At 45.6% G+C, this 26646-nt stretch carries 22 protein-coding genes, 2 tRNA genes and 2 rRNA genes (1 of these 26 running past the window's edge); 13 read left to right on the top strand and 13 right to left on the bottom strand.

The window, feature by feature from the left end; genetic code table 11:
* The 11 genes from NSQ37_RS05365 to dnaA form a co-directional block, all read right to left on the bottom strand.
* A 23S ribosomal RNA gene (locus tag NSQ37_RS05365) occupies nucleotides 1-511 on the bottom strand (it extends 2419 nt beyond the left edge of the window).
* An 82-nt stretch (nucleotides 512-593) separates the two neighbouring features.
* A tRNA-Ala gene (locus NSQ37_RS05360) sits at nucleotides 594-669 on the bottom strand.
* 14 nt (nucleotides 670-683) lie between these two features.
* Nucleotides 684-760, bottom strand: a tRNA-Ile gene (locus NSQ37_RS05355).
* Between the two features lie 100 nt (nucleotides 761-860).
* Nucleotides 861-2410, bottom strand: a 16S ribosomal RNA gene (locus tag NSQ37_RS05350).
* Together the 16S and 23S rRNA genes with 2 tRNA genes alongside form the textbook arrangement of a ribosomal RNA operon.
* A gap of 298 nt (nucleotides 2411-2708) precedes the next feature.
* On the bottom strand, nucleotides 2709-5177 hold the full coding sequence (gene gyrA, locus NSQ37_RS05345) for a DNA gyrase subunit A (RefSeq protein WP_032870831.1): 2469 nt from the start codon (nucleotides 5175-5177) through the stop codon (nucleotides 2709-2711).
* 215 nt (nucleotides 5178-5392) lie between these two features.
* The gene (gyrB, locus tag NSQ37_RS05340; protein ID WP_011996153.1) at nucleotides 5393-7309 is read right to left on the bottom strand and encodes a DNA topoisomerase (ATP-hydrolyzing) subunit B; all 1917 of its coding nucleotides are present in this window, start codon (nucleotides 7307-7309) and stop codon (nucleotides 5393-5395) included.
* Nucleotides 7310-7365: 56 nt separating this feature from the next.
* Nucleotides 7366-7611: an extracellular matrix regulator RemB gene (gene remB / locus NSQ37_RS05335; RefSeq protein WP_004392908.1), complete on the bottom strand. Its 246-nt coding sequence runs from the start codon at nucleotides 7609-7611 to the stop codon at nucleotides 7366-7368.
* Nucleotides 7612-7628: 17 nt separating this feature from the next.
* Nucleotides 7629-8741: a DNA replication/repair protein RecF gene (gene recF, locus NSQ37_RS05330; RefSeq protein WP_007409910.1), complete on the bottom strand. Its 1113-nt coding sequence runs from the start codon at nucleotides 8739-8741 to the stop codon at nucleotides 7629-7631.
* A 15-nt stretch (nucleotides 8742-8756) separates the two neighbouring features.
* On the bottom strand, nucleotides 8757-8972 hold the full coding sequence (rlbA, locus tag NSQ37_RS05325; protein WP_004392910.1) for a ribosome maturation protein RlbA: 216 nt from the start codon (nucleotides 8970-8972) through the stop codon (nucleotides 8757-8759).
* 134 nt (nucleotides 8973-9106) lie between these two features.
* Complete coding sequence (dnaN, locus tag NSQ37_RS05320; RefSeq protein ID WP_007409909.1) at nucleotides 9107-10243, bottom strand: DNA polymerase III subunit beta; 1137 nt, start codon at nucleotides 10241-10243, stop codon at nucleotides 9107-9109.
* Between the two features lie 184 nt (nucleotides 10244-10427).
* Nucleotides 10428-11768, bottom strand: coding sequence for a chromosomal replication initiator protein DnaA (dnaA, locus tag NSQ37_RS05315; protein ID WP_007409908.1), 1341 nt, complete (start codon nucleotides 11766-11768; stop codon nucleotides 10428-10430).
* 621 nt (nucleotides 11769-12389) lie between these two features.
* On the opposite strand from dnaA, the gene rpmH reads away from it, so the two are divergent.
* From rpmH to NSQ37_RS05265, 10 genes are all read left to right on the top strand, one after another.
* Nucleotides 12390-12524 (top strand): 50S ribosomal protein L34, encoded by a 135-nt coding sequence (gene rpmH, locus NSQ37_RS05310; RefSeq protein ID WP_003178075.1) that lies wholly within the window; start codon nucleotides 12390-12392, stop codon nucleotides 12522-12524.
* Nucleotides 12525-12677: 153 nt separating this feature from the next.
* On the top strand, nucleotides 12678-13028 hold the full coding sequence (gene rnpA / locus NSQ37_RS05305) for a ribonuclease P protein component (protein WP_004392944.1): 351 nt from the start codon (nucleotides 12678-12680) through the stop codon (nucleotides 13026-13028).
* Nucleotides 13029-13188: 160 nt separating this feature from the next.
* Entirely contained in the window at nucleotides 13189-13938 is a 750-nt protein-coding gene (spoIIIJ, locus tag NSQ37_RS05300) for a YidC family membrane integrase SpoIIIJ (RefSeq protein ID WP_007409906.1), read from the top strand.
* Nucleotides 13935-14576, top strand: coding sequence for an RNA-binding cell elongation regulator Jag/EloR (gene jag, locus NSQ37_RS05295; protein ID WP_015240992.1), 642 nt, complete (start codon nucleotides 13935-13937; stop codon nucleotides 14574-14576). The genes spoIIIJ and jag overlap by 4 nt, the downstream gene beginning before the upstream one ends.
* Before the next feature lie 289 nt (nucleotides 14577-14865).
* Nucleotides 14866-16245 carry a tRNA uridine-5-carboxymethylaminomethyl(34) synthesis GTPase MnmE gene (gene mnmE, locus NSQ37_RS05290; RefSeq protein WP_007615094.1) on the top strand — a complete coding sequence of 460 codons (1380 nt, stop codon included), beginning with the start codon at nucleotides 14866-14868 and terminating at the stop codon, nucleotides 16243-16245.
* Between the two features lie 16 nt (nucleotides 16246-16261).
* Nucleotides 16262-18148, top strand: a complete 1887-nt coding sequence (mnmG, locus tag NSQ37_RS05285) for a tRNA uridine-5-carboxymethylaminomethyl(34) synthesis enzyme MnmG (protein WP_007615086.1) — start codon at nucleotides 16262-16264, stop codon at nucleotides 18146-18148.
* Between the two features lie 13 nt (nucleotides 18149-18161).
* Nucleotides 18162-18881, top strand: a complete 720-nt coding sequence (gene rsmG / locus NSQ37_RS05280; protein WP_341123390.1) for a 16S rRNA (guanine(527)-N(7))-methyltransferase RsmG — start codon at nucleotides 18162-18164, stop codon at nucleotides 18879-18881.
* Nucleotides 18882-19002: 121 nt separating this feature from the next.
* Nucleotides 19003-19854: a nucleoid occlusion protein gene (gene noc / locus NSQ37_RS05275; RefSeq protein ID WP_007409900.1), complete on the top strand. Its 852-nt coding sequence runs from the start codon at nucleotides 19003-19005 to the stop codon at nucleotides 19852-19854.
* 298 nt (nucleotides 19855-20152) lie between these two features.
* Nucleotides 20153-20914: a sporulation initiation inhibitor protein Soj gene (gene soj, locus NSQ37_RS05270; RefSeq protein WP_007409899.1), complete on the top strand. Its 762-nt coding sequence runs from the start codon at nucleotides 20153-20155 to the stop codon at nucleotides 20912-20914.
* Nucleotides 20907-21758, top strand: a complete 852-nt coding sequence (locus tag NSQ37_RS05265; RefSeq protein ID WP_012118944.1) for a ParB/RepB/Spo0J family partition protein — start codon at nucleotides 20907-20909, stop codon at nucleotides 21756-21758. The genes soj and NSQ37_RS05265 overlap by 8 nt, the downstream gene beginning before the upstream one ends.
* 28 nt (nucleotides 21759-21786) lie before the next feature.
* On the opposite strand, the gene yyaC is transcribed toward NSQ37_RS05265, so the two are convergent.
* Entirely contained in the window at nucleotides 21787-22401 is a 615-nt protein-coding gene (gene yyaC, locus NSQ37_RS05260; RefSeq protein WP_004392969.1) for a spore protease YyaC, read from the bottom strand.
* Between the two features lie 174 nt (nucleotides 22402-22575).
* Nucleotides 22576-23121, bottom strand: coding sequence for a GNAT family N-acetyltransferase (locus NSQ37_RS05255; RefSeq protein ID WP_225649660.1), 546 nt, complete (start codon nucleotides 23119-23121; stop codon nucleotides 22576-22578).
* 101 nt (nucleotides 23122-23222) lie between these two features.
* Here NSQ37_RS05255 and NSQ37_RS05250 point away from each other — a divergent pair, with 101 nt between their 5' ends.
* From NSQ37_RS05250 to NSQ37_RS05240, 3 genes are all read left to right on the top strand, one after another.
* The gene (locus tag NSQ37_RS05250; protein WP_095532174.1) at nucleotides 23223-24248 is read left to right on the top strand and encodes a YkvI family membrane protein; all 1026 of its coding nucleotides are present in this window, start codon (nucleotides 23223-23225) and stop codon (nucleotides 24246-24248) included.
* 85 nt (nucleotides 24249-24333) lie between these two features.
* Nucleotides 24334-24540: a DUF951 domain-containing protein gene (locus NSQ37_RS05245; RefSeq protein WP_012118942.1), complete on the top strand. Its 207-nt coding sequence runs from the start codon at nucleotides 24334-24336 to the stop codon at nucleotides 24538-24540.
* A gap of 46 nt (nucleotides 24541-24586) precedes the next feature.
* On the top strand, nucleotides 24587-26590 hold the full coding sequence (locus tag NSQ37_RS05240) for a molybdopterin-dependent oxidoreductase (protein WP_122504319.1): 2004 nt from the start codon (nucleotides 24587-24589) through the stop codon (nucleotides 26588-26590).
* The last annotated feature ends 56 nt before the right edge of the window (nucleotides 26591-26646 follow it).

Here is a 26646-nt window from a genome sequence, read left to right as displayed (position 1 = left end):
ACGGTACTGGTTCACTATCGGTCACTAGGGAGTATTTAGCCTTGGGAGATGGTCCTCCCGGATTCCGACGGAATTTCACGTGTTCCGCCGTACTCAGGATCCACTCAGGAGAGAACGAAGTTTTGACTACAGGGCTGTTACCTCCTATGGCGGGCCTTTCCAGACCTCTTCATCTACCTCGTTCCTTTGTAACTCCGTACAGAGTGTCCTACAACCCCAAGAGGCAAGCCTCTTGGTTTGGGCTGGTCCCGTTTCGCTCGCCGCTACTCAGGGAATCGCATTTGCTTTCTCTTCCTCCGGGTACTTAGATGTTTCAGTTCCCCGGGTCTGCCTTCTCATATCCTATGTATTCAGATATGGATACCACTCCATTACGAGTGGTGGGTTTCCCCATTCGGAAATCTCCGGATCAAAGCTTGCTTACAGCTCCCCGAAGCATATCGGTGTTCGTCCCGTCCTTCATCGGCTCCTAGTGCCAAGGCATCCACCGTGCGCCCTTTCTAACTTAACCGTTAAAAAGAATCACTACGTGATATCTTGCATTACTAATTGAATGTGAATTACTTCTGTTATCTAGTTTTCAAAGAACACGTTGGTGGAGCCTAGCGGGATCGAACCGCTGACCTCCTGCGTGCAAAGCAGGCGCTCTCCCAGCTGAGCTAAGGCCCCGTATTGGGTAAAGATGGTGGGCCTGAGTGGACTCGAACCACCGACCTCACGCTTATCAGGCGTGCGCTCTAACCAGCTGAGCTACAGGCCCATCTACCATATGAAAGAATCAAAGTTCCTTCAAAACTAAACAAGACAGGGAACGTTCTGTTTATAAGACCCAAGGTCTTATATTCCGTTAAAATCCTTAGAAAGGAGGTGATCCAGCCGCACCTTCCGATACGGCTACCTTGTTACGACTTCACCCCAATCATCTGTCCCACCTTCGGCGGCTGGCTCCTAAAAGGTTACCTCACCGACTTCGGGTGTTACAAACTCTCGTGGTGTGACGGGCGGTGTGTACAAGGCCCGGGAACGTATTCACCGCGGCATGCTGATCCGCGATTACTAGCGATTCCAGCTTCACGCAGTCGAGTTGCAGACTGCGATCCGAACTGAGAACAGATTTGTGGGATTGGCTTAACCTCGCGGTTTCGCTGCCCTTTGTTCTGTCCATTGTAGCACGTGTGTAGCCCAGGTCATAAGGGGCATGATGATTTGACGTCATCCCCACCTTCCTCCGGTTTGTCACCGGCAGTCACCTTAGAGTGCCCAACTGAATGCTGGCAACTAAGATCAAGGGTTGCGCTCGTTGCGGGACTTAACCCAACATCTCACGACACGAGCTGACGACAACCATGCACCACCTGTCACTCTGCCCCCGAAGGGGACGTCCTATCTCTAGGATTGTCAGAGGATGTCAAGACCTGGTAAGGTTCTTCGCGTTGCTTCGAATTAAACCACATGCTCCACCGCTTGTGCGGGCCCCCGTCAATTCCTTTGAGTTTCAGTCTTGCGACCGTACTCCCCAGGCGGAGTGCTTAATGCGTTAGCTGCAGCACTAAGGGGCGGAAACCCCCTAACACTTAGCACTCATCGTTTACGGCGTGGACTACCAGGGTATCTAATCCTGTTCGCTCCCCACGCTTTCGCTCCTCAGCGTCAGTTACAGACCAGAGAGTCGCCTTCGCCACTGGTGTTCCTCCACATCTCTACGCATTTCACCGCTACACGTGGAATTCCACTCTCCTCTTCTGCACTCAAGTTCCCCAGTTTCCAATGACCCTCCCCGGTTGAGCCGGGGGCTTTCACATCAGACTTAAGAAACCGCCTGCGAGCCCTTTACGCCCAATAATTCCGGACAACGCTTGCCACCTACGTATTACCGCGGCTGCTGGCACGTAGTTAGCCGTGGCTTTCTGGTTAGGTACCGTCAAGGTGCCGCCCTATTTGAACGGCACTTGTTCTTCCCTAACAACAGAGCTTTACGATCCGAAAACCTTCATCACTCACGCGGCGTTGCTCCGTCAGACTTTCGTCCATTGCGGAAGATTCCCTACTGCTGCCTCCCGTAGGAGTCTGGGCCGTGTCTCAGTCCCAGTGTGGCCGATCACCCTCTCAGGTCGGCTACGCATCGTCGCCTTGGTGAGCCGTTACCTCACCAACTAGCTAATGCGCCGCGGGTCCATCTGTAAGTGGTAGCCGAAGCCACCTTTTATGTCTGAACCATGCGGTTCAGACAACCATCCGGTATTAGCCCCGGTTTCCCGGAGTTATCCCAGTCTTACAGGCAGGTTACCCACGTGTTACTCACCCGTCCGCCGCTAACATCAGGGAGCAAGCTCCCATCTGTCCGCTCGACTTGCATGTATTAGGCACGCCGCCAGCGTTCGTCCTGAGCCAGGATCAAACTCTCCGATAAAGTAGTTTGACTGACTACGCACATCGCTGTGCGATTTATTTAAAACTTTGAATTAACAGGTACGTTTTGTCTTGTTTAGTTTTCAAAGAACTTTGTTGCTTCTCTCGAAGCGACCTCTTAATCATAACATTTTCAGTTTGCTAGGTCAATACTTTTTTAAAAAATATTTTCGCTAGGCTTGCCTTTCTATTAAAAAGACAACAAAAATGATTATATCAGCATCATCACTATGTGTCAAAGCTTTTTTTCATTTCTTTATATAGTAAAAGCGCAGCCTGCTACAGCTGCGCTTCTACGTTTATACTTCTTCCGTTTCTTCCGTTTCTTCCGGCTCTTCTTCATTCTTTTCCACAAGCGCCACAGTGGCTACATGCTCTTGATCAGACATGCGGATCAGACGGACGCCTTGTGTTACGCGTCCCGTAGTGGAGATATCATTAATATCCATTCTGATTAACACGCCGCTTGCCGTAATAATCATTAAGTCCTCTTCGCCTTTTGTTGCTTTCACGGTTACTAACGGACCGTTGCTGTCAGTGATTTTACATGTTTTAAGGCCTTTTCCGCCCCGGCTTTGAACTCTGTATTCTGAAGCCGGCGTGCGTTTGCCGTAGCCGTTTTCTGTCACTATGAGGACGTGGGAGTCTTCTTCAAGAATCTCCATGCCTACAACGACATCATCGTCTGTCAGCGTGATGCCTTTAACACCCGCAGCTGTGCGTCCCATTTGTCTTACATCTGCTTCAGGGAAACGGATCAGCAAACCGTTCTTCGTTCCGATGATGATTTGTTTCTTGCCGTCAGTCAGGCGGACGGCCATCAGTTCATCGTCTTCCCGGAGACCTAGGGCGATCAGCCCGTTATTCCGTATATTCGCAAACTGGGACAGTGCCGTACGTTTCGACACCCCTTGTTTGGTCGTAAAGAAGAGGTATTGCTCCTCATCAAACGTGCTGACCGGAATAATAGCATTAATCCATTCGCCTTTTTCAACCTCCAGAAGGTTAATAATCGGAATGCCTTTTGCCGTACGGCCGTATTCAGGGATTTCATATCCTTTAGAACGGTATACCTTCCCTTTATTAGAGAAGAACAGGATCGTATCGTGCGTTGATGTGGAAATTAAGTGTTCCACAAAGTCATCTTCATTCGTTCCCATTCCCTGTACGCCTTTTCCGCCCCGTTTTTGGCTGCGGTATGTGGACGCCGGGAGACGTTTAACATAGCCGTTATGGGTCAGTGTGATGACGATATTTTCTCTCTCGATAAGATCTTCATCTTCAATTGTTTCAAGACCGGACGTCACGATTTCAGTGCGTCTCTCATCATTGAAACGCTCTTTGATTTCATTAAGTTCTTCACGGATGATCTCAAGAACTCTTGCTTCATTGGCTAAAATATCTTTCAGCTCGGCGATAAGCGCAACAAGTGATTGATATTCCTCTTCAATCTTTTCGCGCTCCAGACCGGTTAATCGCTGAAGGCGCATATCCAGAATGGCTTGCGCTTGTTTTTCAGTCAGTGAGAATTGTTCGATCAAACCTGTTCTCGCAATTTCAGCCGTCTGGGAATTGCGGATAAGAGAAATAACGGCATCTAAATGATCGAGAGCAATTCTTAAACCTTCCAGAATGTGAGCTCTCGCTTCCGCTTTGCGGAGTTCGTAAGCCGTTCTGCGCCGGATCACAACCTTTTGGTGATCAAGATAATGCTCCAGACATTGTTTCAGGCTTAGTACCTTCGGCTGTCCGTCAACGAGCGCCAGCAGGTTGATTCCGAAAGACGTCTGCAGGGCCGTTTGTTTGTACAGGTTATTCAAAATGACGTGAGCATTGGCGTCACGGCGGATCTCAATGACGATTCTCATTCCGTTACGGTCGGATTCGTCACGCAGATCGGTAATTCCTTCGATTTTTTTGTCCCGGACAAGATCTGCGATTTTTTCAATTAATCTCGCTTTGTTCACCTGATAAGGAAGTTCCGTGACAATAATTCTTTCTTTTCCCGATGATGTCTCTTCGATTTCAGCCTTAGCCCGGATCGTAATGGATCCCCGTCCGGATTCATATGCCTTGCGGATGCCGCTCCGGCCTAAAATCTGACCTGCAGTCGGAAAATCCGGGCCCGGGATGTATTCCATCAGCTCCTGGTTTGTAATCTCAGGATTCTCACTTACGGCAAGTACGCCTTCAATGACTTCCCCAAGCTGATGCGGAGGAATATTTGTCGCCATTCCGACCGCAATACCGGCAGCTCCGTTGACGAGCAGATTCGGAAATCTCGAAGGCATGACGACAGGTTCTCTTTCTGCGCCGTCATAGTTATCTTGATAATCAATCGTATCTTTCGTAATGTCCCGAAGGATTTCCATTGCGATTTTTGACATTCTCGCTTCTGTGTAACGCATCGCGGCCGCTGAGTCGCCGTCAACCGAACCGAAGTTGCCGTGTCCGTCAACAAGCATGTAGCGGTAGTTAAAATCCTGCGCCATTCTGACCATTGATTCGTAAACCGCTGAGTCACCGTGCGGGTGGTACTTACCGATAACTTCACCGACGATACGGGCAGATTTTTTATATGGTTTGTCACTGGTCATGCCTAAATCATTCATCGCGTACAAAATCCGTCTGTGAACCGGCTTCAGACCGTCACGCACATCCGGAAGCGCCCGGGATACGATAACGCTCATTGCATAGTCCAGGAAGGATGTCCGCATTTCCTGACTGATATTGACTTCACGTACTTGTGGTGTGTTTTGTTCACTCATTAAAAAAACCTCCCTGAAGTATCACATGAAATAATGTGGGAGTAGATTGTCCATTATGATCTTCAATACGATTTCACTATTCTCCATTATATCAATAAACTTGTGTTTATACACATTAATTTAGTAGAATATACGGGTTTTGCGGGTTTTCAGAGGCTTTAGAAGCCGCTTTGAGAAAAAAGCCTTATTTCTTAACGAAAATAAGGCTTTCTTGGTTAAATATCAAGATTTTTTACGTATCTGGCGTTTGCTTCTATGAAGTTTCTCCGCGGTTCTACTTTGTCACCCATCAGCATTTCAAAAGTCTCGTCAGCGTCCATTGCATCTTCAAGATTGACTTGCAGAAGCGTTCTGGTCGCAGGGTCCATTGTCGTTTCCCAAAGCTGAGTCGCGTTCATTTCTCCAAGACCTTTATAACGCTGGAGGCCGGGCTTAGGTGATTGCGGAAGCTCTTTTAACAGCTCATCAAGCTGCTTATCGTTATAAGCGTATTCCACCCGTTTTCCCTGCTGCACTTTATAAAGCGGCGGCTGGGCAATGTAGACATAGCCGTTTTCGATGATTTCCCGCATGTATCTGTAGAAGAACGTTAATAAAAGCGTTCTGATGTGGGCGCCGTCAACATCGGCATCCGTCATGATGACCACTTTATGATAACGCGCTTTTTCAAGATTAAAATCTTCTCCGATTCCTGTTCCGAGGGCCGTGATCATTGATCTGACCTCATTGTTTGAGAGAATCTTATCAAGTCTGGCTTTCTCAACGTTCAGAATCTTACCGCGCAGCGGCAGAATAGCTTGGAAATGACGGTCCCGTCCCTGTTTCGCTGATCCGCCCGCAGAGTCACCCTCTACGATATACAGCTCGGAAATGCTCGGATCTTTAGAAGAACAGTCCGCCAGTTTGCCCGGCAGATTGGAAATCTCAAGCGCACTTTTGCGCCGGGTCAATTCCCGCGCTTTTTTCGCTGCCATCCGCGCTCTTGCGGCCATTAAACCTTTTTCAACGATTTTGCGGGCTGAGTCCGGATTTTCAAGAAGGAATGTTTCCAGCGCAGAAGAAAACAGCGTATCAGTGATCGTTCTCGCTTCGGAGTTGCCGAGCTTGGTTTTCGTCTGCCCTTCGAATTGCGGATCAGGGTGCTTAATTGAAATAATGGCAGTCAGCCCTTCTCTCACATCATCCCCGCTTAAATTCGGATCATTTTCTTTGAAAATCCCTTTTCTTCTTGCATAGTCGTTTATGACACGGGTCAGACCGGTTTTAAATCCGGCTTCGTGCGTCCCGCCTTCGTATGTGTTGATATTATTCGTGAAAGAATAAATATTGCTTGTATAGCTGTCGTTGTATTGCAATGCAACTTCAACCGTTATGCCGTCTTTCTCGCCTTCGATATAAATCGGCTCTTCATGAACGACTTCTTTGGAACGGTTTAAGTACTCAACATAGCTTTTGATTCCGCCTTCGTAGTGGTACTCGTTTTTCCGTTCTTGTCCTTCACGTTTGTCTTCAATCGTGATGTTTACGCCTTTTGTCAGGAAGGCCAATTCCCGGACACGGTTTGAAAGCAGATCATAGTCGTATACGATTGTTTCTTTGAAGATTTCCGGATCCGGAACGAAGTGCGTAATCGTTCCGGTCTTATCAGTATCACCGATCACTTCAAGATCGGCCACAGGTACACCGCGCTCGTACGCCTGATAGTGGATTTTTCCGTCACGATGAACCGTAACGTCAAGAGTGGTCGACAAGGCGTTTACGACAGACGCCCCTACACCGTGAAGACCGCCGGATACTTTATATCCGCTTCCGTCAAATTTACCGCCGGCGTGGAGAACGGTCATGATGACTTCAACCGCAGGGCGGCCCATCTTCTCCTGGATACCGACCGGAATTCCGCGCCCGTTGTCCTTAACGGTAATGCTGTTATCTTTTTCAATCTCGATGTTAATATCTGTACAATAACCGGCCAGGGCTTCGTCAATACTGTTGTCGACGATTTCCCACACCAAGTGGTGAAGGCCTTTGCTGTTAGTTGATCCGATGTACATCCCCGGTCTCTTTCGAACAGCTTCCAAACCTTCTAATACCTGTATCTGATTCTCATCATAACTATTTTGCTGCTGTTCCATAGCCATGCACATTCACCTACACTTTTCTTAAACGATATATTCATTGTAAAGATCCGCTAAGAATCTATTTCTAACATAAATTGCGCACGTTTCTTCAGTGTGCCGGAAGATAAGGGAGAGTAATATATATTCTCAGTCGTGACTACGATAGACTTTGGCGTGCCGTTTACGGACGGCACTACTTTTTCTTTCTGTCTGTCCAGAAATTCTTCAACGATCGGCGATACATTGACCTTGCAGTCAAAAATGCCGACGATATCGCGTGTTGAAACGACAAAGTCGTCACCTAAATGAATATACAATCGCTCACCTCATTTCTTCACTTCACTAACGTACCGTTTTCCACACGGAACATTCCTGCTTGATGTAAGGTATCGTGGTCAATGCCATCCACGCTTGTCGTGGTGACAAATGTCTGCACACGGCCTTGGATCGTATGAAGCAAATGGGACTGTCGGTAATCATCCAGCTCGCTTAGTACATCATCCAAAAGTAAAATGGGGTATTCTCCGATTTCTTCATGAATCAAATCTATTTCGGCCAGCTTCAAAGACAAAGCCGTCGTACGCTGCTGTCCCTGTGAACCGTACGTCTGCACATCGCGTCCGTTCACATAAAAAAGGACATCATCCCGATGCGGTCCAAATAATGTGACGCCTCGTTCTATTTCTTTTTCTTTTAATTTCGAAAAAGACTCCTGGTAGCTGTTACCTATTTTCGACAAATCTTTGGGATCTGATACATCAAGCGCCGTGTGATACTTAAGCGTCAGTTCTTCAAGTCCCCGGGAAATGCCGGAATGGATCGGCTGCGCCCATTTTTCAAGCTGCGCCGTAAACTGCAGACGTTTGGCGACAACTTTTGCGGCTGCTTCAATCAGCTGATCAGTGAGAACGTCAAGCATGGTCCGGTCAGTCTGTTTCCGGCTTTGCAGCTGTTTCAGAAAATGATTCCGCTGTGAAAGGATTTTTTGATAAAGAGATAAATCATACAGATAAACGGCAGAAACCTGCCCGATCTCCATATCGAGAAATCTCCTCCTCACCTGAGGGCTTCCTTTGACGAGATTTAAATCCTCAGGGGCAAACATAATGGTGTTCAGCGCTCCGACATACTGACTGAGTTTTTGCTGCTCTATATGATTGACCTTGCCCTTTTTACCTTTTTTGGAGATGACAAGCTGCATCGGGATATCCCCGTTTCGCTTCATCACTCTTCCTTCTATTTTAGCATAGTCTTCGTCCCACCGTATAAGTTCTTTGTCATTTGAGGTGCGGTGTGATTTTGCCATCGAAAGGACATAGATGGCTTCCATCAGATTGGTTTTGCCTTGGGCATTTTCCCCGATGATCACATTCACCTTGTTTTCGAATTGAAGCTCAGCGCGCTCATAATTACGGTAGGATGTTAATTCTAAATTTTGGATATACAACCGCTGTCACCCGCTTTAATTGACGACTTGAAATGAACCAAATCCTTCAATCGCGACCACGTCTCCAACGTAAAGCTTTCTGCCGCGGCGATTGTCAGGTTCATTGTTGACAGTCACCTCATGCTCGCTCAGAAACCACTTCGCCATGCCGCCGGACTGAATCACATCGGCTAATTTTAAAAACTGGCCAAGCGTAATCATTTCTGTATCAATCGAAATCGGATTTGCCATATTATCGACCTCTTTCAAATATCACTAATATCTAATTGTACTAAAAAATCCTGAAATAAGGAAAGGGAAAACTTGAGGGAGCGGCTGATGAATAGAAAAGCTGCCGAACTAAGCCGGCAGCACATTCTGTTTGATTAATACGTTCTGACCGGAAGGATGAGCTGAACGATGGTTTCATCATTCGGCGTACGGATAAGAAACGGTCTCATCGCTCCCGTAAAACTGATACGGATGTCCGCTCCTTCAAGTACTTTCAGTGCGTCCATCATATATTTTGGACTGAATGAAATATTTAATTCCTCGCCGTCAATCTGGTCAGCCAGCACAGCTTCGACCACTTTCCCGATTTCCGGAGAATTTGATGAAATCTCCAGCGAATCCGCCGGTTTGGCAGAAAGCTTTACAACGTTGTTGCGGCCTTCTCTCGCCAATAAAGAAGCACGGTCTATCGCCTGTAAAAATTCCTTCGTGTTCACGACGATTTCCGTTTTGCTTTCCTGCGGAATTAAGCTGGTCGTGTCCGGATAGTTTCCGTCAAGCAATCTTGAGAAGAACAATACGTTTTTCGCTTTGAACAGAACTTGGGTTTCTGTAATGACGATATCAACCAGTTCTTGGTTGTCATCAAGAATTTTGCTCAGCTCGGTTAAACTTTTCCCAGGAATGACCACGTTATAAGAGCTGTCTTCCGGAATATCAAGCTTCGCCTTTCTTAAAGCGAGTCGGTGGCTATCCGTGGCAGTGCATAATAATTCACCGTTTTCGACTTTCCAGTTTACACCTGTCAAGATAGGGCGTGTTTCTGAGGCGGACACCGCGAACACGGTTTGGCGAATCAGGTTTTTCAAAAGATCCGTCGGAATCTGAATGGCGTGATGCTCTTCGATTTGCGGCAGATGCGGATATTCATCTGCATCAAGGCCGTTTAAATTAAATTCGGCTTTTCCGGAACGGATAATCGTTAAATATTGATTTTGAACTTCGATTTCAACAGTCGCCATCGGAAGTTTTTTAACGATTTCGCTGAAGAAACGCGCTTGCAGCACGATACTTCCCGGCTGATCGATCGTCACGATTTCTTTATCATCATCTTCTTTCGGAATGAATGACTCGATTGAAATATCAGAGTCACTTCCTGTGAAAGATACTCCTTCATCTGAGGCGACGATCTTAATACCGGTGAGAATGGGAATTGTGGTTCTGGATGAAACGGCTTTTAGAACGTCTTGTACACTTTCGACTAACCGATCTTTTTGAATCGTAAATTTCATGTTTATCCTCCTAACGGATAATATAATTAATATATTTTAAAAATAGCAGTAGTAATAGTAGGGCCTGTGGATTTGTGGATAAGTTGTGAAAAAGACAGGAAACACAGCCTATCCACATGTGGACAGACTGTGTATGGCTATGAAAAAGTTATTCACACTTTCCCCGATTCATCCGAGGGCACTATTATTTAAGCAGTTCTTTTATTTCTTTCACCTGCTGCTGAAGCTGCTCGTCATCAATCAGCAGTTTTGAAATCTTTTCATGGGCGTGAATGACGGTTGTATGGTCTCTGCCGCCAAATTCTTCCCCGATTTTAGGCAAAGAAGAATCCGTCATTTCTCTTGAAAGATACATCGCAATTTGTCTTGGGAACGCCACGGATTTCGTGCGCTTTTTCGCTTTGAAATCTTCAAGCTTAATGTTGAACTGCTGTCCGACAATCCGCTGAATCTCTTTTATCGTAATGACCTTCGGCTTAGAAGACGGAATAATATCTTTCAATGCTTCTGCAGCCAGGTCTGCGTTAATGTCTTTATTGATTAAGGATGAATAGGCGACAACCCGGATTAATGCCCCTTCCAGTTCGCGGATGTTGCTGTCAATCTGATTCGCGATGTAAAGCATGACCTCGTTCGGAATATCAAGGCCTTCCGCCTTCGCTTTTTTTCTCAGGATGGCAATCCGCGTTTCCAGATCCGGCGGTGTGATATCCGTAATCAATCCCCATTCGAACCGCGAACGCAGGCGGTCTTCAAGGGTCGGGATCTCTTTCGGCGGTCTGTCGCTGGAAATCACGATTTGTTTGCTTTCTTCATGAAGCGTGTTGAATGTATGGAAAAACTCTTCCTGTGTTTGTTCTTTTCCGGCTAAAAATTGAATATCATCTATCAAAAGTACATCAACGTTCCGGTAGCGGTTGCGGAAATCAACGGCTTTATTATCGCGGATTGAGTTGATGAATTCATTTGTGAATTTTTCAGAAGACAGGTACACCACTTTGGCTGAAGGATTATGATCAATGACATAATGGCCGATTGCGTGCATTAAGTGGGTTTTTCCTAAGCCGACTCCCCCGTATATAAATAAAGGGTTGTACGCTTTAGCGGGTGCTTCCGCCACAGCCAGTGATGCTGCATGGGCGAATCGGTTTCCCGATCCGATGACGAATGTGTCGAATGTATATTTCGGGTTGAGCATGCTTTGGGGAAAATCAGACGGTTCCTCTTTTGCCGCTTTTTTCACTTGCGGTTTCGGTAAAAAGTTTTCTTCGTCCTGATTTTGAGGAATGACAAATTTGACGCTCAATTCTTCCCCGGTTAATTCGTATATGGTATCTGCAATGAGATGTAAGTACCTGGACTCCAGCCAGTCTCTGGCAAATTCATTGGGAGCGGTGATGGTTAAGGTATCCCCTTGCAGCGAATGGGCTTTCGTCGACTTCATCCAAGTTTCGAAACTCGGTTTGCTTAGCTTTTTCTCAATTTGAGCTAGAGCTTGATTCCAAAGATCTAATATATTCTCCATTATCCGGCACAGCCCTCCTTTTCTTTAAAAATCAGCGCCCTTTCCCTGTTATAGAACACAAAAAAAGAGCATATGGCTCTGACCATTCGTACACACGAAATGTTGAAAACATATAGTATAGTAGAAAAACAGCTTTTCGACAAATTCCACAAGTTGTGGACAACAATCTACACAAGCTGTGTGAAAACAATCCACAACTTATCCACAGTTTGTGGATAAAGAGAATGGGCTGGATAAGTAATTAAGAGTTAAAACACAAATATAATATCAAATTAAGCGAGGACTTGCAATGGTTCTCGTAATCTTATCCACAAACCTGACAACTTGTTGAAAAATCTTTGTCCACAGGAGTTAGCAATGTGAAAATGTTGTCGATAACGACTGTGGATATTAAAAAAAGGCAAAAAAATTATCCACATGTCGTTTTTCCGGGGGAGCGCGGCTTTTTTTTTGCGTTAAAAAAAGGAATATGAAAAATAAGGTTTCTAAACTGGTTAAGGTATGTTATCCTATTATGGTTGTAAGAAATAAAAGCACTGCTGAAGTTGACAATGAATAGGCAGCACAAATATAATAAGTAAGACTGTCTTTAACAGCTATTCCTCGAGGGAGGTGTCATAAATGAAAAGAACATTCCAACCGAATAACCGTAAACGCAGTAAAGTTCATGGCTTCAGAAGCCGTATGAGTTCAAAAAACGGTCGTCTAGTATTAGCACGCCGTCGCCGCAAAGGCAGAAAAGTATTATCAGCTTAGGCCACTGAATAATGTCAGTGGTCTTTTTTCACATTAAGAGAGTGAGATGTCATGCGTCGCCCGGTACTGGAGAAATTTCTTCAGTATTCCGGCGGCCCGTTTTTTTTAGATAGAAATAAAAGTTTCTGCGAGTGAATATCGGAGTGAATTAAAGTGAAGAAGCGAAATCGGTTAAAGAAAAATGAAGATTTTCAAAAAGTGTTTAAACGCGGAACGTCTATGGCAAACCGCCAGTTCGTGCTGTATACGCTTGATCAGCCGAAACAGGAAGAGCTCCGGGTAGGGCTTTCTGTCAGTAAAAAAATCGGCAATGCCGTCGTGCGCAATCGGGTGAAGCGGTTAATCAGACAGGCTGTTCAGGAGGAAAAAGAGCTGCTCAAGCCGAAAGATTTTATTATTATCGCAAGAAAACCCGCCGGCGACCTCAGTTTTGAAGAAACGAAAAAGAGTCTGCAGCACTTATTCAGAAAAACCTCATTATATAAGAAATCTTCGTCAAAATAGCTCATATTTTGTTTTCTTCACGTTTTTAAAAGCGCTTCCTTTTATTTGGCGAAAAATGAACGCCATTTGAAACTGAAAGATGCTAAAATACATACAAGGTTCATAAAGATTGGTATAGGAGGAAACGTTCTTGAAAAGGAGAATATGGTTACTACTGAGTATGGTCGGTATGCTCGTGCTGCTGGCCGGGTGCTCGAGTGTGAAAGAGCCGATTACGGCGAATAGTCCGCATTTCTGGGACAAATATGTTGTGTATCCATTGTCAGAAGTCATTACGTACGTAGCGAAACTGACGGGCGATAACTATGGTTTATCGATCATCATCGTTACGATTTTAATTCGTCTGCTGATTCTGCCGCTGATGATCAAGCAGCTTCGAAGCTCAAAAGCGATGCAGGCGCTGCAGCCTGAAATGCAGAAGCTCAGAGAAAAATACAGCTCTAAAGATCAAAAAACGCAGCAGAAGCTTCAGCAGGAAACGATGGCCCTGTTTTCAAAGCACGGGGTAAACCCGCTGGCGGGATGTTTCCCGATCCTGATTCAAATGCCGATTTTGATCGGATTCTACCACGCCATTATGCGTACGCAAGCCATTTCACAGCACAGCTTTTTATGGTTTGATTTAGGAGAGAAGGATCCTTACTATATTCTTCCTATCGTTGCCGGTGTGGCCACTTTTGTCCAGCAGAAGCTGATGATGGCCGGAAATCCGACTCAGAATCCTCAAATGGCAATGATGGTATGGATTATGCCGATCATGATTATCGTATTTGCGATCAACTTCCCGAGCGCGCTTTCTCTGTATTGGGTAGTCGGAAACCTGTTTATGATTGCTCAGACATTCCTTATTAAAGGACCTGACATTAAACACGATCCGGAAACGCAGAAAGCGGGAGGAAAGAAAAAGTGAAGAAGGTGACTGCTGCGGGACGGAATGTCGAAGAAGCAGTTCAATCAGGCCTTCAGGAACTTCAACTGACGAAAGATCAAGTAGAAATAACGGTGGTGCAAGAAGAATACAAAGGGTTTTTGGGTATTTTCGGAAAAAAGAATGCGATCGTAGAACTGGAAGAGAAAAAAAATCCTGTTCATGAAGCGAAAGTGTATTTGGAAGAAATCATCCATTCCATTGCCGGGCCTTCTGAGATTGTTACGGAAGAAAACAAGAAAACAGTCTGTTTTCACATTAAAGGTGAAAAAGCGGCGCTGCTTATTGGCAAAAGAGGACAAACACTCAATGCCCTGGAAACATTGACGCAGCTTGTTTTGAACCGCGGCTCAGGCCAGTATCGCCAAGCCGTTGTCGACGCTGAGAATTATCGGCGGAAAAGAAGAGAAATTCTGGATCAGCTGGCAAACAGGCTGGCCAAGCAAGTGTCGAAAACGAAAAAAGATGTGCATTTAGAACCGATGCCGTCAGGTGAAAGAAAAATCATCCATGATGCTCTGTCAAAGCATCCAAATATCAAAACTTTTTCTACCGGTGAAGGCCGGTACCGCCATCTCGTTATTTCCCATAAAGATAGCAGAAAACCGAAGTCCGGGTAAAATCGGAACTTCGGTTTTTTTATTGGTAAAAATGGCTCTATTCCTAAGCAAAATCGCATTTTTTGCGTTTAAGTTTTTTCTTTTTCGGTCTATGCTGTTGATAAAAAAGGTTTTAGGAAATAAAATTAATTGTTATTCACATGTGGATAAGTTAAAGTAATAAGGGATGAATTTCTGCCTTTGTGGATAACGTATCTTCCACTTCAAACCAAACTATGTTATCTTTTAATTTTGGCGTAAATAAAATTTTTTATATAGATGGAAACAGAGATAAAGAGAGGTGAACAGCATGGATACAATTGCAGCGATTTCAACTCCGATGGGTGAAGGCGCGATCGCGATCGTTCGGCTGAGCGGCCCGGAAGCCGTAGAGATCGCCGACAAAATGTACAAGGGTCCGAAAGGCAAAACGCTCAGTTCGGCAGAATCGCATACCATTCATTACGGGCATATCGCGGACAGCACGACGGGACGGATTATTGAGGAAGTCATGGTGTCTGTTTTAAGAGCGCCCAGAACATTCACAAGGGAAGATGTCATTGAAATCAATTGTCACGGAGGTATTGTGACGGTTAATCAGGTGCTCCAGCTTGCTTTAAGAGAAGGTGCGAGACTGGCAGAACCCGGTGAGTTTACGAAGCGCGCATTTTTAAACGGACGGATTGACCTATCACAGGCGGAAGCGGTGATGGATCTGATCAGGGCCAAAACGGACCGTGCCATGAATGTCGCCATGAACCAGATGGAAGGACGGCTTTCCGCGCTTGTCCGCCGTCTGCGTGATGAGTTGTTAGAAACACTTGCCCATGTTGAGGTTAATATAGATTATCCGGAATATGATGACGTCGAAGAAATGACGCATCAGCTTTTAGTGGAGAAGGCAAGCGGCGTGAAGAAAGAAATCGAGGCGCTGCTCCGTACGTCTGAGCAGGGGAAAATTTTGCGTGAGGGACTGTCTACCGTGATCATCGGCCGTCCGAACGTCGGAAAATCCTCTCTGCTTAACAGCCTTGTCCATGAAACGAAGGCGATCGTAACCGATATTCCGGGAACGACGCGTGATGTGATTGAGGAATATGTCAATGTCCGAGGCGTGCCGCTTCGGCTTGTCGATACCGCCGGAATCCGTGAGACAGAAGACATCGTCGAAAGAATCGGTGTGGAACGGTCACGGCAGGTTCTGAAGGAAGCGGATCTCATTTTGCTTGTGCTTAACCACAGCGAAGAGCTTTCTGAAGAAGATGTGAAATTGTTTGAAGCGGTTGAGGGAATGGACGTCATTGTCATTATGAATAAGACGGACCTTGAGGCTAAGATTGACGCTGAGCGCGTCAAGGAACTGGCGAAAGGCCGGCCTGTCGTCACGACCTCATTGCTGAAAGAAGAAGGCATTCAAGATTTAGAGGAAGCGATTCAGTCGCTATTTTATACAGGAGCGATCGAAAGCGGAGATCTCACCTATGTCAGCAACACCCGTCATATCTCGATACTGCATCAGGCAAAGCAAGCGATTGATGATGCGCTGAACGGAATTGAACAGGATGTTCCGATTGATATGGTCCAAATTGATTTGACAAGGTGCTGGGAACTGCTGGGCGAAATCATCGGTGATGCCGTCCACGAAAGCTTAATTGATCAGCTCTTTTCACAATTTTGTTTAGGTAAATAAAAGGGAGGAAAAAACCATGGGGTATGAAGCAGGCCAATACGACGTGATTGTCATCGGCGCCGGGCATGCCGGTGTTGAGGCTGCCCTCGCATCCGCGCGCCAGGGAGCCAAAACGCTTGTTTTGACGATTAATCTTGATATGGTTGCGTTTATGCCATGTAATCCGTCTGTCGGCGGCCCCGCGAAAGGGATTGTCGTCCGCGAAATTGACGCGCTCGGCGGAGAAATGGCTAGAAATATAGATAAAACTCATATTCAAATGAGAATGCTGAATACAGGAAAAGGTCCGGCCGTACGTGCGCTGCGTGCGCAGGCGGATAAATTCCAATATCAGCACGAAATGAAGCATACGCTGGAAAAAACACCGAATTTGACACTTCTTCAAGGGATTGCCGAGCGTTTAATCATTGAAGACGGGGAGTGCCGCGGTGTCATTACGCAAACCGGTGCTGAATATAAGGCAAAAACGGTCGTGCTGACAACCGGAACGTATTTAAGAGGGCGGATCATTCTCGGTGATCTGTCTTACTCAAGCGGTCCGAATAACCAGCAGCCGTCTATTAAACTTTCTGAGCACTTAGAGGAGCTCGGTTTTGATCTCGTCCGTTTTAAAACGGGTACGCCTCCTCGTGTCTCAAGCGATTCCATTGATTACAGCAAAACAGAAATCCAGCCGGGGGACCCGGTTCCGCGCGCTTTCTCATATGAAACGGTTGAATACATTACCGATCAGCTGCCTTGCTGGCTGACTTACACGAGTCCTGAGACTCATGAGATCATCGACAGCAACCTGCATCGTTCGCCAATGTATTCCGGTATGATTAAAGGAACGGGACCGAGATACTGCCCTTCGATTGAAGATAAAGTCGTTCGGTTTAATGATAAACCGCGTCATCAGATTTTCCTTGAGCCGGAAGGCAGAAATACGCAGGAAGTATACGTTCAAGGTTTATCCACGAGTCTTCCTGAGGACGTGCAGCAGCGGATGCTGGCGACCATTCCGGGACTGGAAAAGGTGCAGATGATGAGAGCCGGTTACGCGATTGAGTATGACGCGATTGTACCGACGCAGCTCTGGCCTACACTGGAGACGAAAAAAATCCCTAACCTGTACACAGCCGGTCAAATTAACGGTACATCAGGTTATGAGGAAGCAGCCGGGCAAGGAATTATGGCAGGGATCAACGCAGGCCGCAAAGCGCTTGGAAAAGAAGAAGTGATCCTCAGCCGTTCCGATGCTTATATCGGTGTATTGATTGATGATTTGGTAACGAAAGGAACCAATGAACCGTACCGTCTGCTGACTTCACGGGCGGAATACAGACTGCTGCTCCGTCACGACAACGCGGATCTTCGTCTGACGGAAATCGGCCACGATATCGGCTTAATTTCTGATGAGCGCTATGAAGCGTTTGAGAAGAAAAAAGCGGCGATCGAGGCAGAGAAAAAACGTCTCTGGTCTGTTATTATCAAGCCGTCTCCTGAGAATCAGGAATATATCCGTTCACTCGGCGGAAGCGAGCTGAAAGACGGAGTGCGCGGCACAGATTTAATGAAACGTCCGGAAATGAACTATGAAACAGTGACAAAACTTGCGCCTGCAGATTCTCCGGTTCCGCAAGATGTGGCGGAACAAGTGGAAATTCAGGTGAAATATGAAGGATATATCGAAAAATCCTTGCAGCAAGTGGAAAAGCTGAAGAAAATGGAAAACAAAAAAATCCCTGATCGGATTGATTATGACGCCATTAAAGGAATTGCTACTGAAGCCCGTCAAAAGCTGAAAGAAGTGCGTCCTTTATCAGTTGCTCAAGCGTCCCGTATTTCCGGCGTCAATCCGGCAGACATTTCAATCCTGCTGGTATACCTGGAGCAGGGCCGTATTGCCAAGGTAGCTGAATAGAAAGGATGACGGCATGAATATAGAGGAATTTACATCCAGTTTAGCGGAGAAAGGGATTTCCCTTTCTGACCGCCAGCTGGAGCAATTCGAGTTGTATTACCGGATGCTCGTGGAATGGAACGAAAAAATGAATCTGACATCCATCACTGAGAAAAAGGAAGTTTATCTCAAGCATTTTTATGATTCGATAACGGCGGCATTTTATATTGATTTTGAAAAGGTCACCACTCTTTGTGATGTCGGCGCCGGCGCCGGTTTTCCAAGCCTGCCCATCAAAATCTGCTTCCCGCATCTGCATGTCACCATCGTCGATTCACTGAATAAGCGGATTACGTTTTTGGAAACTCTCTCTGATGCTTTACTATTAGAGCATACGACATTTGTCCATGACAGAGCGGAGACATTCGGACAACGGAAAGACGTACGGGAAAGCTTCGATCTCGTGACGGCCCGTGCGGTGGCGCGTCTGTCGGTCCTGAGTGAGCTTTGTCTGCCGCTGGCCAAGAAAAACGGCGTATTTGCGGCACTAAAAGCAGCAGCAGCTGATGAAGAGCTGAAAGCGGGGCAAAAGGCGATTAAAGTATTGGGAGGAGAGCTTGAACAAGTTCATTCCTTTACACTTCCTGTTGAAGAAAGTGAACGGAACATCATGATCATTCGCAAGACGAAAAGCACTCCGAAAAAATATCCGAGAAAACCGGGTACTCCAAATAAATCGCCAATTGAAGGGTAATTTAGACAGCCTGATGTGACAATTCCATCATATTTTCTGCAAAATTGATGAAGATACAGCAGGAAAAACCATGAGAAAATAGAATTATAAAAATGGCAGTTTTTAAAGGTGGTGTAGGTACATGAAGCATTCATTCTCTCGTTTCTTCGGGTTTGGTGAGAAGGAAGAGGAACCGGAGATAGCTGAGCATGATACAAACAAAGAAGAGATACTCGAAATACCGGTACATGCTATCGTTCCCAACCGTTTTCAGCCACGCACCATTTTCTCAGATGAAAAAATCAAAGAGTTAGCAATGACTATCCATACACACGGCATCATTCAGCCGATTGTTGTCAGACATACAGAAGATGAAGGACAATATGAGCTCATTGCGGGTGAAAGGCGCTGGAGAGCGGTACAGACGCTTGAATGGGAGAAGATTCCCGCAATTATTAAAGATTTTTCTGATACGGAAACAGCATCTGTCGCTTTGATTGAAAACCTGCAAAGGGAAGAATTGTCCTCCATTGAGGAAGCTCATGCGTACGCAAGGCTGTTAGAACTTCATGATTTAACACAGGAAGCCTTGGCGCAGCGCTTAGGAAAAGGCCAGTCAACGATTGCGAACAAGCTCCGATTGTTAAAGCTCCCGGAACCCGTCCAGGATGCGATTATGGAGAAAAAAATTACGGAACGTCATGCAAGAGCACTGATTCCGCTCAAACAGCCGGAGTTTCAGGTCACATTGCTTGCGGAAATCATTGAGAAAAGCTTAAACGTCAAGCAGACGGAAGACAGAGTGGTGAAAATGCTTGAACAGAATAAGCAGAAACCAAAGCCGAGACGCAAAGCGTTCAGCAGGGATACAAGAATTGCGATGAATACGATTCGTCAGTCACTGTCTATGGTAGAAGACAGCGGCGTCAGACTGAATACTGAAGAAGAAGAATTCGAAGAGTACATCCAGCTTACCATTCGGATACCTAAATAAAAACTCTCCTGATCAGCAGGGGAGTTTTTATTTTAATCAAAAAACTATTTCGAGATAATGATAGATTTATTGTGCACTTTACATTATATATGTAAAATTTTATCTTTTTGTGTCGTGAATTGTCTTTTTACAGTCAAAAAAGTCACTTTATCGGAGAACTTATATTAGAAAGTGTCTTTTTCGTTTACATTTTTTTCACTTGCTGATAAACAAATTATGAAAAAAATAAAACGCTTTACTCTTTTTTTGATAAGATAGAAACAAGACAGTACATGTTCATGTGAAGGTAGGTGACATCGTGGGAAAAATCATAGCAATTACGAACCAAAAAGGCGGAGTCGGGAAGACGACGACTTCCGTTAATCTGGGGGCTTGCTTGGCTTACATAGGTAAAAGGGTTCTTCTTGTTGATATTGATCCGCAGGGCAATGCAACGAGCGGATTAGGGATTGAAAAAGCCGATGTGGATCATTGTGTGTACGACATTTTAGTAGATGATGCAGATGTTACAGATATTATTAAACCGACTTCAGTAGAGAACTTAGATGTCATTCCGGCCACGATCCAGCTTGCGGGAGCGGAAATCGAATTGGTTCCGACGATCTCACGGGAGGTCAGGCTGAAAAGAGCATTAGAATCAGTGAAACAAAATTACGATTACATGATTATTGATTGTCCTCCGTCTCTCGGGTTATTAACGATTAATGCGCTTACCGCTTCAGATTCAGTCGTTATCCCGGTTCAGTGCGAATACTACGCTCTTGAAGGATTGAGTCAATTATTAAATACAGTTCGGCTTGTGCAAAAACATTTAAATACCGACTTAATGATAGAAGGAGTGCTTCTGACGATGCTTGATGCCAGAACGAATCTCGGCATTCAAGTGATAGAAGAGGTAAAGAAATACTTTAGAGATAAAGTGTATCAAACCATTATCCCTCGAAATGTCCGTTTAAGTGAGGCGCCGAGTCACGGCAAGCCGATCATATTATACGATCCGCGTTCGAGAGGTGCGGAAGTATATTTAGATTTAGCAAAGGAAGTGGCAGCGAATGGCTAAAGGCGGGCTCGGAAAAGGGATTAACGCGTTGTTTAATCAGGTTGATTTGTCTGAAGAGACAGTGGAAGAGATTAAAATCAGTGATTTACGCCCCAATCCTTATCAGCCAAGAAAACAATTTGACGATGAGTCATTAGCTGAACTGAAGGAATCCATCATTCAGCATGGCATTCTTCAGCCCATTATCGTGAGAAAATCATTGAAGGGCTATGATATTGTAGCCGGCGAACGCCGTTACCGCGCCGCAAAACTTGCCGGTAAAGAGACAGTGCCGGCTATCGTGCGGGATTTATCTGAATCGCTGATGCGGGAAATCGCTCTTTTGGAAAACCTTCAGCGTGAAGACTTATCACCGCTTGAAGAAGCTCTGGCATATGACTCACTGCTGAAGCATTTGGATTTAACCCAGGAACAGCTCGCTAAACGGCTCGGAAAAAGCAGGCCTCATATTGCCAACCATTTAAGACTGCTGACGCTGCCGGAAAGCATCCAGAACCTCATTGCAGAAGGTACGTTATCCATGGGACACGGCAGAACCTTGCTTGGTTTGAAAAATAAAGACAAGCTTGAGCCGCTTGTGAAGAAAGTGGTTGAAGAACAGCTGAACGTCCGTCAGCTTGAGCAGCTGATTCAGCAGTTAAACAACAATGTTCCACGTGAAACAAAGAAAAAAGAACCTGTTCAAGATGTGGTGTTAAAAGAGCGGGAATCGTATTTGCAAAATTATTTCGGAACAACAGTAAATATAAAGAGACAAAAGAAAAAAGGGAAGATTGAGATTGAGTTTTTCTCAAATGAAGATCTTGAACGTATCCTAGAACTATTGTCTGAAAGAGAAGCGTAAAACCATCTTTTTAAAAAAAGATGGTTTTTTATATACGTCTTGTCAACTTATGAAACGGACTGAGCCGTTCCTGCCGGCCTTCTGATTTATCTGTCAGCTGTAACCCCTCTGCTAAAACATTTGCCATGCTCATAACAAGATGAAGCCTCGTATTCTGCAGGACAAAATACTCCATAAACCCGCTGACATTGACGATTCCATTGATATGGACGTCACCGATTTCAGGAAGATCTTTTTGAACACCTGCTCCGGGCTTCAGCGGCCCATCGCCGATTTGAAATGACCCTACGCTTTTGACGCGGCCTAAACAAGCATCAACCGCTATAATAAACGGATTTTTATGTAGATGTTGAATATCTTTCAGCTTGTCTTTCATATTGACGGCGTGAACAGGATCTGACAGCGTGCCGTAAACGTGCAATCTGCCTAAATTCATTTTTTCTAACTTTGTTCCTACGAGCGGACCTAATGAATCTCCGGTCGACCGATCTGTGCCGATACACACGGTGACTAACGGTCTGCCGGCTGCTTTACGTAAAGATGAAGTAAGGATCGCTTGTATTTGATTCGCAGCAGAAGAATCCGTATGAGATACATATTGTTTTGCCCGTTCTTGAGAAAAAAGCCCGCCTTTTCGATTCATAAGGTTCACTTCCTTGTCATGTCATACGAGTATTACATTGTTGTTTTTGGTGTTGTATGGTTGTTTACAGTATATCCAGCGCTTCCTTTTTTTATGCTTATGTCGTGATCAGCATGCCGGTTGTTTGAAAAGAGCGGGATAGAAAAAAGAACTCAGAGCAGTTATTCTCTAAGTTCATGAAAGAAATAAGACCATTTGATCTACGTCGACATATTGCTGATAATCTAATTTCAGCGCTCTTTTTTCTGTAGAGAAGAGGATAAATCCTAACTGAGCGTAGAGTTTTTTTGCGGGTTCGTTTGTTGAAGTAACAGAGAGATGGAGCTGTTCTGTGTCCTTCATCTTTTTTGCTCGGCTGATGGCTTCCGTCATTAAAGCTTTTCCCGCGCCTGACCCTCGGTGTTTGGGGGAAATATACATAGAACCGATAACCGCAATGTGTCTTAGTTTAAACAGCGGATGCTTGGAGATCTTGAGGATTCCTATCAGTCTGTCTTGTTCAAAGGCGCCAAGCACGATGGCATTGTCGGCTTCAAGCCTGGCTTTAAATTTTTCGGACGGCCATTCTTTCTCCTCATCATAGCTGACGGCAAAAGCGTCCGGGTGATCTTTTAAAGCTTTGAGCCTAATATCGGAATAAGGCTGGGTATCATTTGCGGTTAAACGCCTGATGTACATGGTTTGAGCTCCTTGCATAAGTGAATTTTTCTGAATAGTCAATCGTCGATATCATACCATATTTGTCCCATTTGTATGAATGATTGCCGCTGTCACTCAATATAGTAGCAATATGCGGAGATGATCAGAAATTTTATGAGGTGATGAGGGTGTGGAGAGCCGGGATGAAGTGGATGCTGCTCATATTAAGCAGCCAGATTGGGGCTGGGTATGCAAGCGGGCAGGAAATATGGCAGTTTTTCGGTGTCGAAAGCGGACTGGCTATTGTATTGTTTACAGTCATGTTTACGATTTCGGCTTATATTGTGTTGAAGATCAGCTATCGGGTTCAATCAACGCACTTTTTACCTGTGCTTGAGCATCTGATGGGGCCGGCTCTTGCTAAAGTCTATGATGTGCTTATTATGTTTTATTTATTTTCAATGACGATGGTTATGATTGCCGGCGGCGGTGTGACGCTGCAAATGTACAAGCTGCCGTTTTGGATCGGTGTTTTTCTTCTTTGCATTGTGACCGTCGGTTTATTCTTTTGGGATATAAAAGGAATATTATCTCTGAATAGTATTTTGATACCGATTCTTGTAGCGGGGCTGTTATATGCATTGGTCTTTTTTCAGACAACCCATCATTACACGTGGACGATAGATTTGACCCGCCAGTATAATTGGCCGGCAAGCATTACCTTCACGTCCTTAAACATCCTTTCTGTTGTCGCTGTTCTTTCTTCAATCGGAAAAGATATGAAGGGACTGGGAGAAGCGAAAATCGCAAGCGTTGCAAGCGGGCTGATTTTCGGTATGATTTCATTTGTTTACAATGAAACGCTTGTACAGCTTTCAGGCAGTCTTACACAATATGAGATTCCTCTTTTCGCCGTCCTTGAAGGCGCTCCTTATCCGTTATTTCTTTGTATGGCCGCCGTGCTTTTTTTAGCCATCTATACGACAACCGTGACCGGTCTGTTCGGGCTGTCCAGCCGCATGCTTGCATTTGTGAAATTGCCGAGATGGACGCTCGTATCTCTTCTTTTAGCTGTGATGGTGCCTTTTACGACAATCGGTTTTTCAGATTTGATCGCGATTTTATATCCCATTTACGGGCTTTTAAGTCTTTATTTGCTGGTATGTCTTCTTCTTTACCCTATTTTAGGGAGATGGAAAAAAGTATAATGCTCATTTTGAGTGCGGCCGTTGCTCTTATCCTGTCTTTTTTTGTACAATAAATAAAGCAGTCTATGGAGAGAGGTGAAGGGTCTTGGCGGATAAAGACTTTGGCCTGAATGATATTGTTGAAATGAAGAAACCGCATCCTTGCGGTGAAAACAGGTGGAAAATCATTCGGATGGGAATGGATATTCGGATCAAATGCACGGGTTGTTCCCACAGTGTCATGATTCCGAGAAGAGATTTTGAGAGAAAGCTGAAAAAAGTACTCGTCAAGCATGAGGAGCCTGCATCATAAGGGCTGGCGCTCATGCTTTTTCATATAGAGGAGAGGAAGAGGCCCGATGAGCAAAGTGCATCAGTCAGCGTGCCCGCTGAATTGCTGGGACAGCTGCGGCTTTTTGGTGACAGTTGAGGATGGAAAGGTGACGAAAGTAGACGGAGACCCGAATCATCCCATTACGGAAGGGAAAATTTGCGGCCGGGGCAGAATGCTGGAGACGAAAACGAATGCGCCGGAACGGCTTCGTTTTCCTTTAAAAAAGATAAACGGCGAATTTGTCCGCATTTCCTGGGAGCAGGCGTTAGATGAAATTGCTGAAAAAATGGCGGTGATTAAGGAGACGTTGGGCACTGCCGCAGTGCTGCACAGTCATGATTACGCCAATAACGGTCTTTTGAAGGCGCTCGACCAGCGTTTTTTCAATGGATACGGCGGTGTGACGGAGATTGCGGGCAGCATTTGCTGGGGTTCCGGCATTGAAGCGCAGCGCTGGGATTTCGGGCGTTCTTACGGGCATGGACCGCTTGATATTTATCACAGCAAGCATGTGATCGTATGGGGCAGAAACGTGTCCCGGACGAATATGCACCTCTATCATCATCTGCAGCAGGTGAAGAAAAAAGGAGCGACACTGACGGTCATTGATCCTATTTTTAACCCGACTGCCAAGCTTGCCGACCGGTATATATCCGTCAAACCCGGCATGGATGGCTGGCTTGCGGCGGGTGTTTTAAAAATATTATGCCAAACCGGCAGAACCGATTCCGATTTCATTCAAAGGCATTCGGTCGGTTTTGAAGAAATAGAAAAGCTTCTGCAGACGATTTCTATTGAGGAGATCATTGAGAAAACAGAAACGTCTTTAGAAGTGATTGAATATCTTGCTGATTTATATGCTGACGGTCCCGCCTCCACTTTTATGGGTCTTGGGATGCAGAGATATAAAAACGGGGGCGGGACGATACGGTGGATTGACGCTTTAGCTGCGGCGAGCGGAAATGTCGGTATCAAAGGCGGCGGCGCAAACTTCGGAAATGTGCAAGTCGGTGAAAGCTTTGCAAAGGCCGAGCTCACCCGTCCTGATCTGAAGAAAAGTTCGAGAACGTTTTCGATGATGACTCAAGCCGAAGAGGCGCTGAATGCAGCCGATCCGCCGATTGAAATGATCATCGTGACGTGCGGCAATCCGCTGACACAGGTGCCGAATACAAAAAAAGTGAAGGAAGCATTTGAAAAAACACCGGTCACAGTGGCCATTGATTCGGTCATGACCGATACGGCGAAGCTCTGTGACTATGTGCTGCCGACGGCCGTTGTTTTCGAAGAGGAAGATATTTATTATTCCAGCATGTATCATCACTATGTTCAATATGGCAAGAAGCTTGCGGAACCGCAGGGAGAGGCAAAATCAGACCGCTGGATCTGGACGGAACTCGCAAAGCGTCTCGGATTCGGGGAGCTGTTTGATTACAGTACGGAAGATTTCTTAAAAATGGGGCTCTCTTCTTTGGAGAAAGAAGGAATCACCCTTGAGCAATTAAAGGAAAAAGGACATATGCCGCTTCCGGTCAAACAGGTTCCGTGGAGTGATTTTCAATTTTTAACCCCGAGCGGAAAATTTGAATTCGTCTCGTCACTGGCAGAAGAGAAAGGATACAGCGGCCTCCCTCAATTGGAAGTGCCGGAGGAGTCTGTTTATCATGACGCCGGACTGGCCGGGAAATATCCGTATACGCTGCTGTCCATTCACCCGCAGCGCTCCAATCATTCACAGCACGTGCCGTTTATTGAAAAGCTTCAGCAGATTCAGGTGGATCTGTCGCCGGATATCGCCGAGGAGCTTTCACTTCAAGACGGAGATACGGCAGAGGTGTACAATGACCGCGGCCGTCTGCGCGGCAGGGTGAAAATCATGAAGCAGGCTCATCCGAAGACGGTGAATATAGATGAAGGCATGTGGGCGGCATTCGGAGGCTCTGTCAACATGCTCACAAAGGATTCAAATTCCGATAATGGAATGGGAAGTACGCTTTTTGACTGTCTGGTAGCGGTTAAAAAAGGATAATCTAAGGAGAGAGAGGGCGGGAAATGCTTTTTTCTCAGCTTGTCTTTTCCTATGAA

The organism is Bacillus sp. FSL P4-0334 (assembly GCF_038004825.1).
GTDB classification, from domain to species: Bacteria; Bacillota; Bacilli; order Bacillales; family Bacillaceae; genus Bacillus; species Bacillus velezensis.
The sequence above is the reverse complement of the archived record's forward strand: the minus strand, read 5'-3'. Positions and strand labels throughout refer to the sequence as shown.

Bases quoted from the DNA above. Each gene is read 5' to 3' on its own strand.
- gyrA (WP_032870831.1), bottom strand. From the start codon at position 5,177: ATGAGTGAACAAAACACACCACAAGTACGTGAAGTCAATATCAGTCAG.
- gyrB (WP_011996153.1), bottom strand. From the start codon at position 7,309: ATGGAACAGCAGCAAAATAGTTATGATGAGAATCAGATACAGGTATTA.
- rlbA (WP_004392910.1), bottom strand. From the start codon at position 8,972: ATGGCAAATCCGATTTCGATTGATACAGAAATGATTACGCTTGGCCAG.
- dnaN (WP_007409909.1), bottom strand. From the start codon at position 10,243: ATGAAATTTACGATTCAAAAAGATCGGTTAGTCGAAAGTGTACAAGAC.
- dnaA (WP_007409908.1), bottom strand. From the start codon at position 11,768: ATGGAGAATATATTAGATCTTTGGAATCAAGCTCTAGCTCAAATTGAG.
- rpmH (WP_003178075.1), top strand. From the start codon at position 12,390: ATGAAAAGAACATTCCAACCGAATAACCGTAAACGCAGTAAAGTTCAT.
- spoIIIJ (WP_007409906.1), top strand. From the start codon at position 13,189: ATGGTCGGTATGCTCGTGCTGCTGGCCGGGTGCTCGAGTGTGAAAGAG.
- mnmE (WP_007615094.1), top strand. From the start codon at position 14,866: ATGGATACAATTGCAGCGATTTCAACTCCGATGGGTGAAGGCGCGATC.
- mnmG (WP_007615086.1), top strand. From the start codon at position 16,262: ATGGGGTATGAAGCAGGCCAATACGACGTGATTGTCATCGGCGCCGGG.
- rsmG (WP_341123390.1), top strand. From the start codon at position 18,162: ATGAATATAGAGGAATTTACATCCAGTTTAGCGGAGAAAGGGATTTCC.
- noc (WP_007409900.1), top strand. From the start codon at position 19,003: ATGAAGCATTCATTCTCTCGTTTCTTCGGGTTTGGTGAGAAGGAAGAG.
- NSQ37_RS05265 (WP_012118944.1), top strand. From the start codon at position 20,907: ATGGCTAAAGGCGGGCTCGGAAAAGGGATTAACGCGTTGTTTAATCAG.
- yyaC (WP_004392969.1), bottom strand. From the start codon at position 22,401: ATGAATCGAAAAGGCGGGCTTTTTTCTCAAGAACGGGCAAAACAATAT.
- NSQ37_RS05250 (WP_095532174.1), top strand. From the start codon at position 23,223: ATGAGGGTGTGGAGAGCCGGGATGAAGTGGATGCTGCTCATATTAAGC.
- NSQ37_RS05240 (WP_122504319.1), top strand. From the start codon at position 24,587: ATGAGCAAAGTGCATCAGTCAGCGTGCCCGCTGAATTGCTGGGACAGC.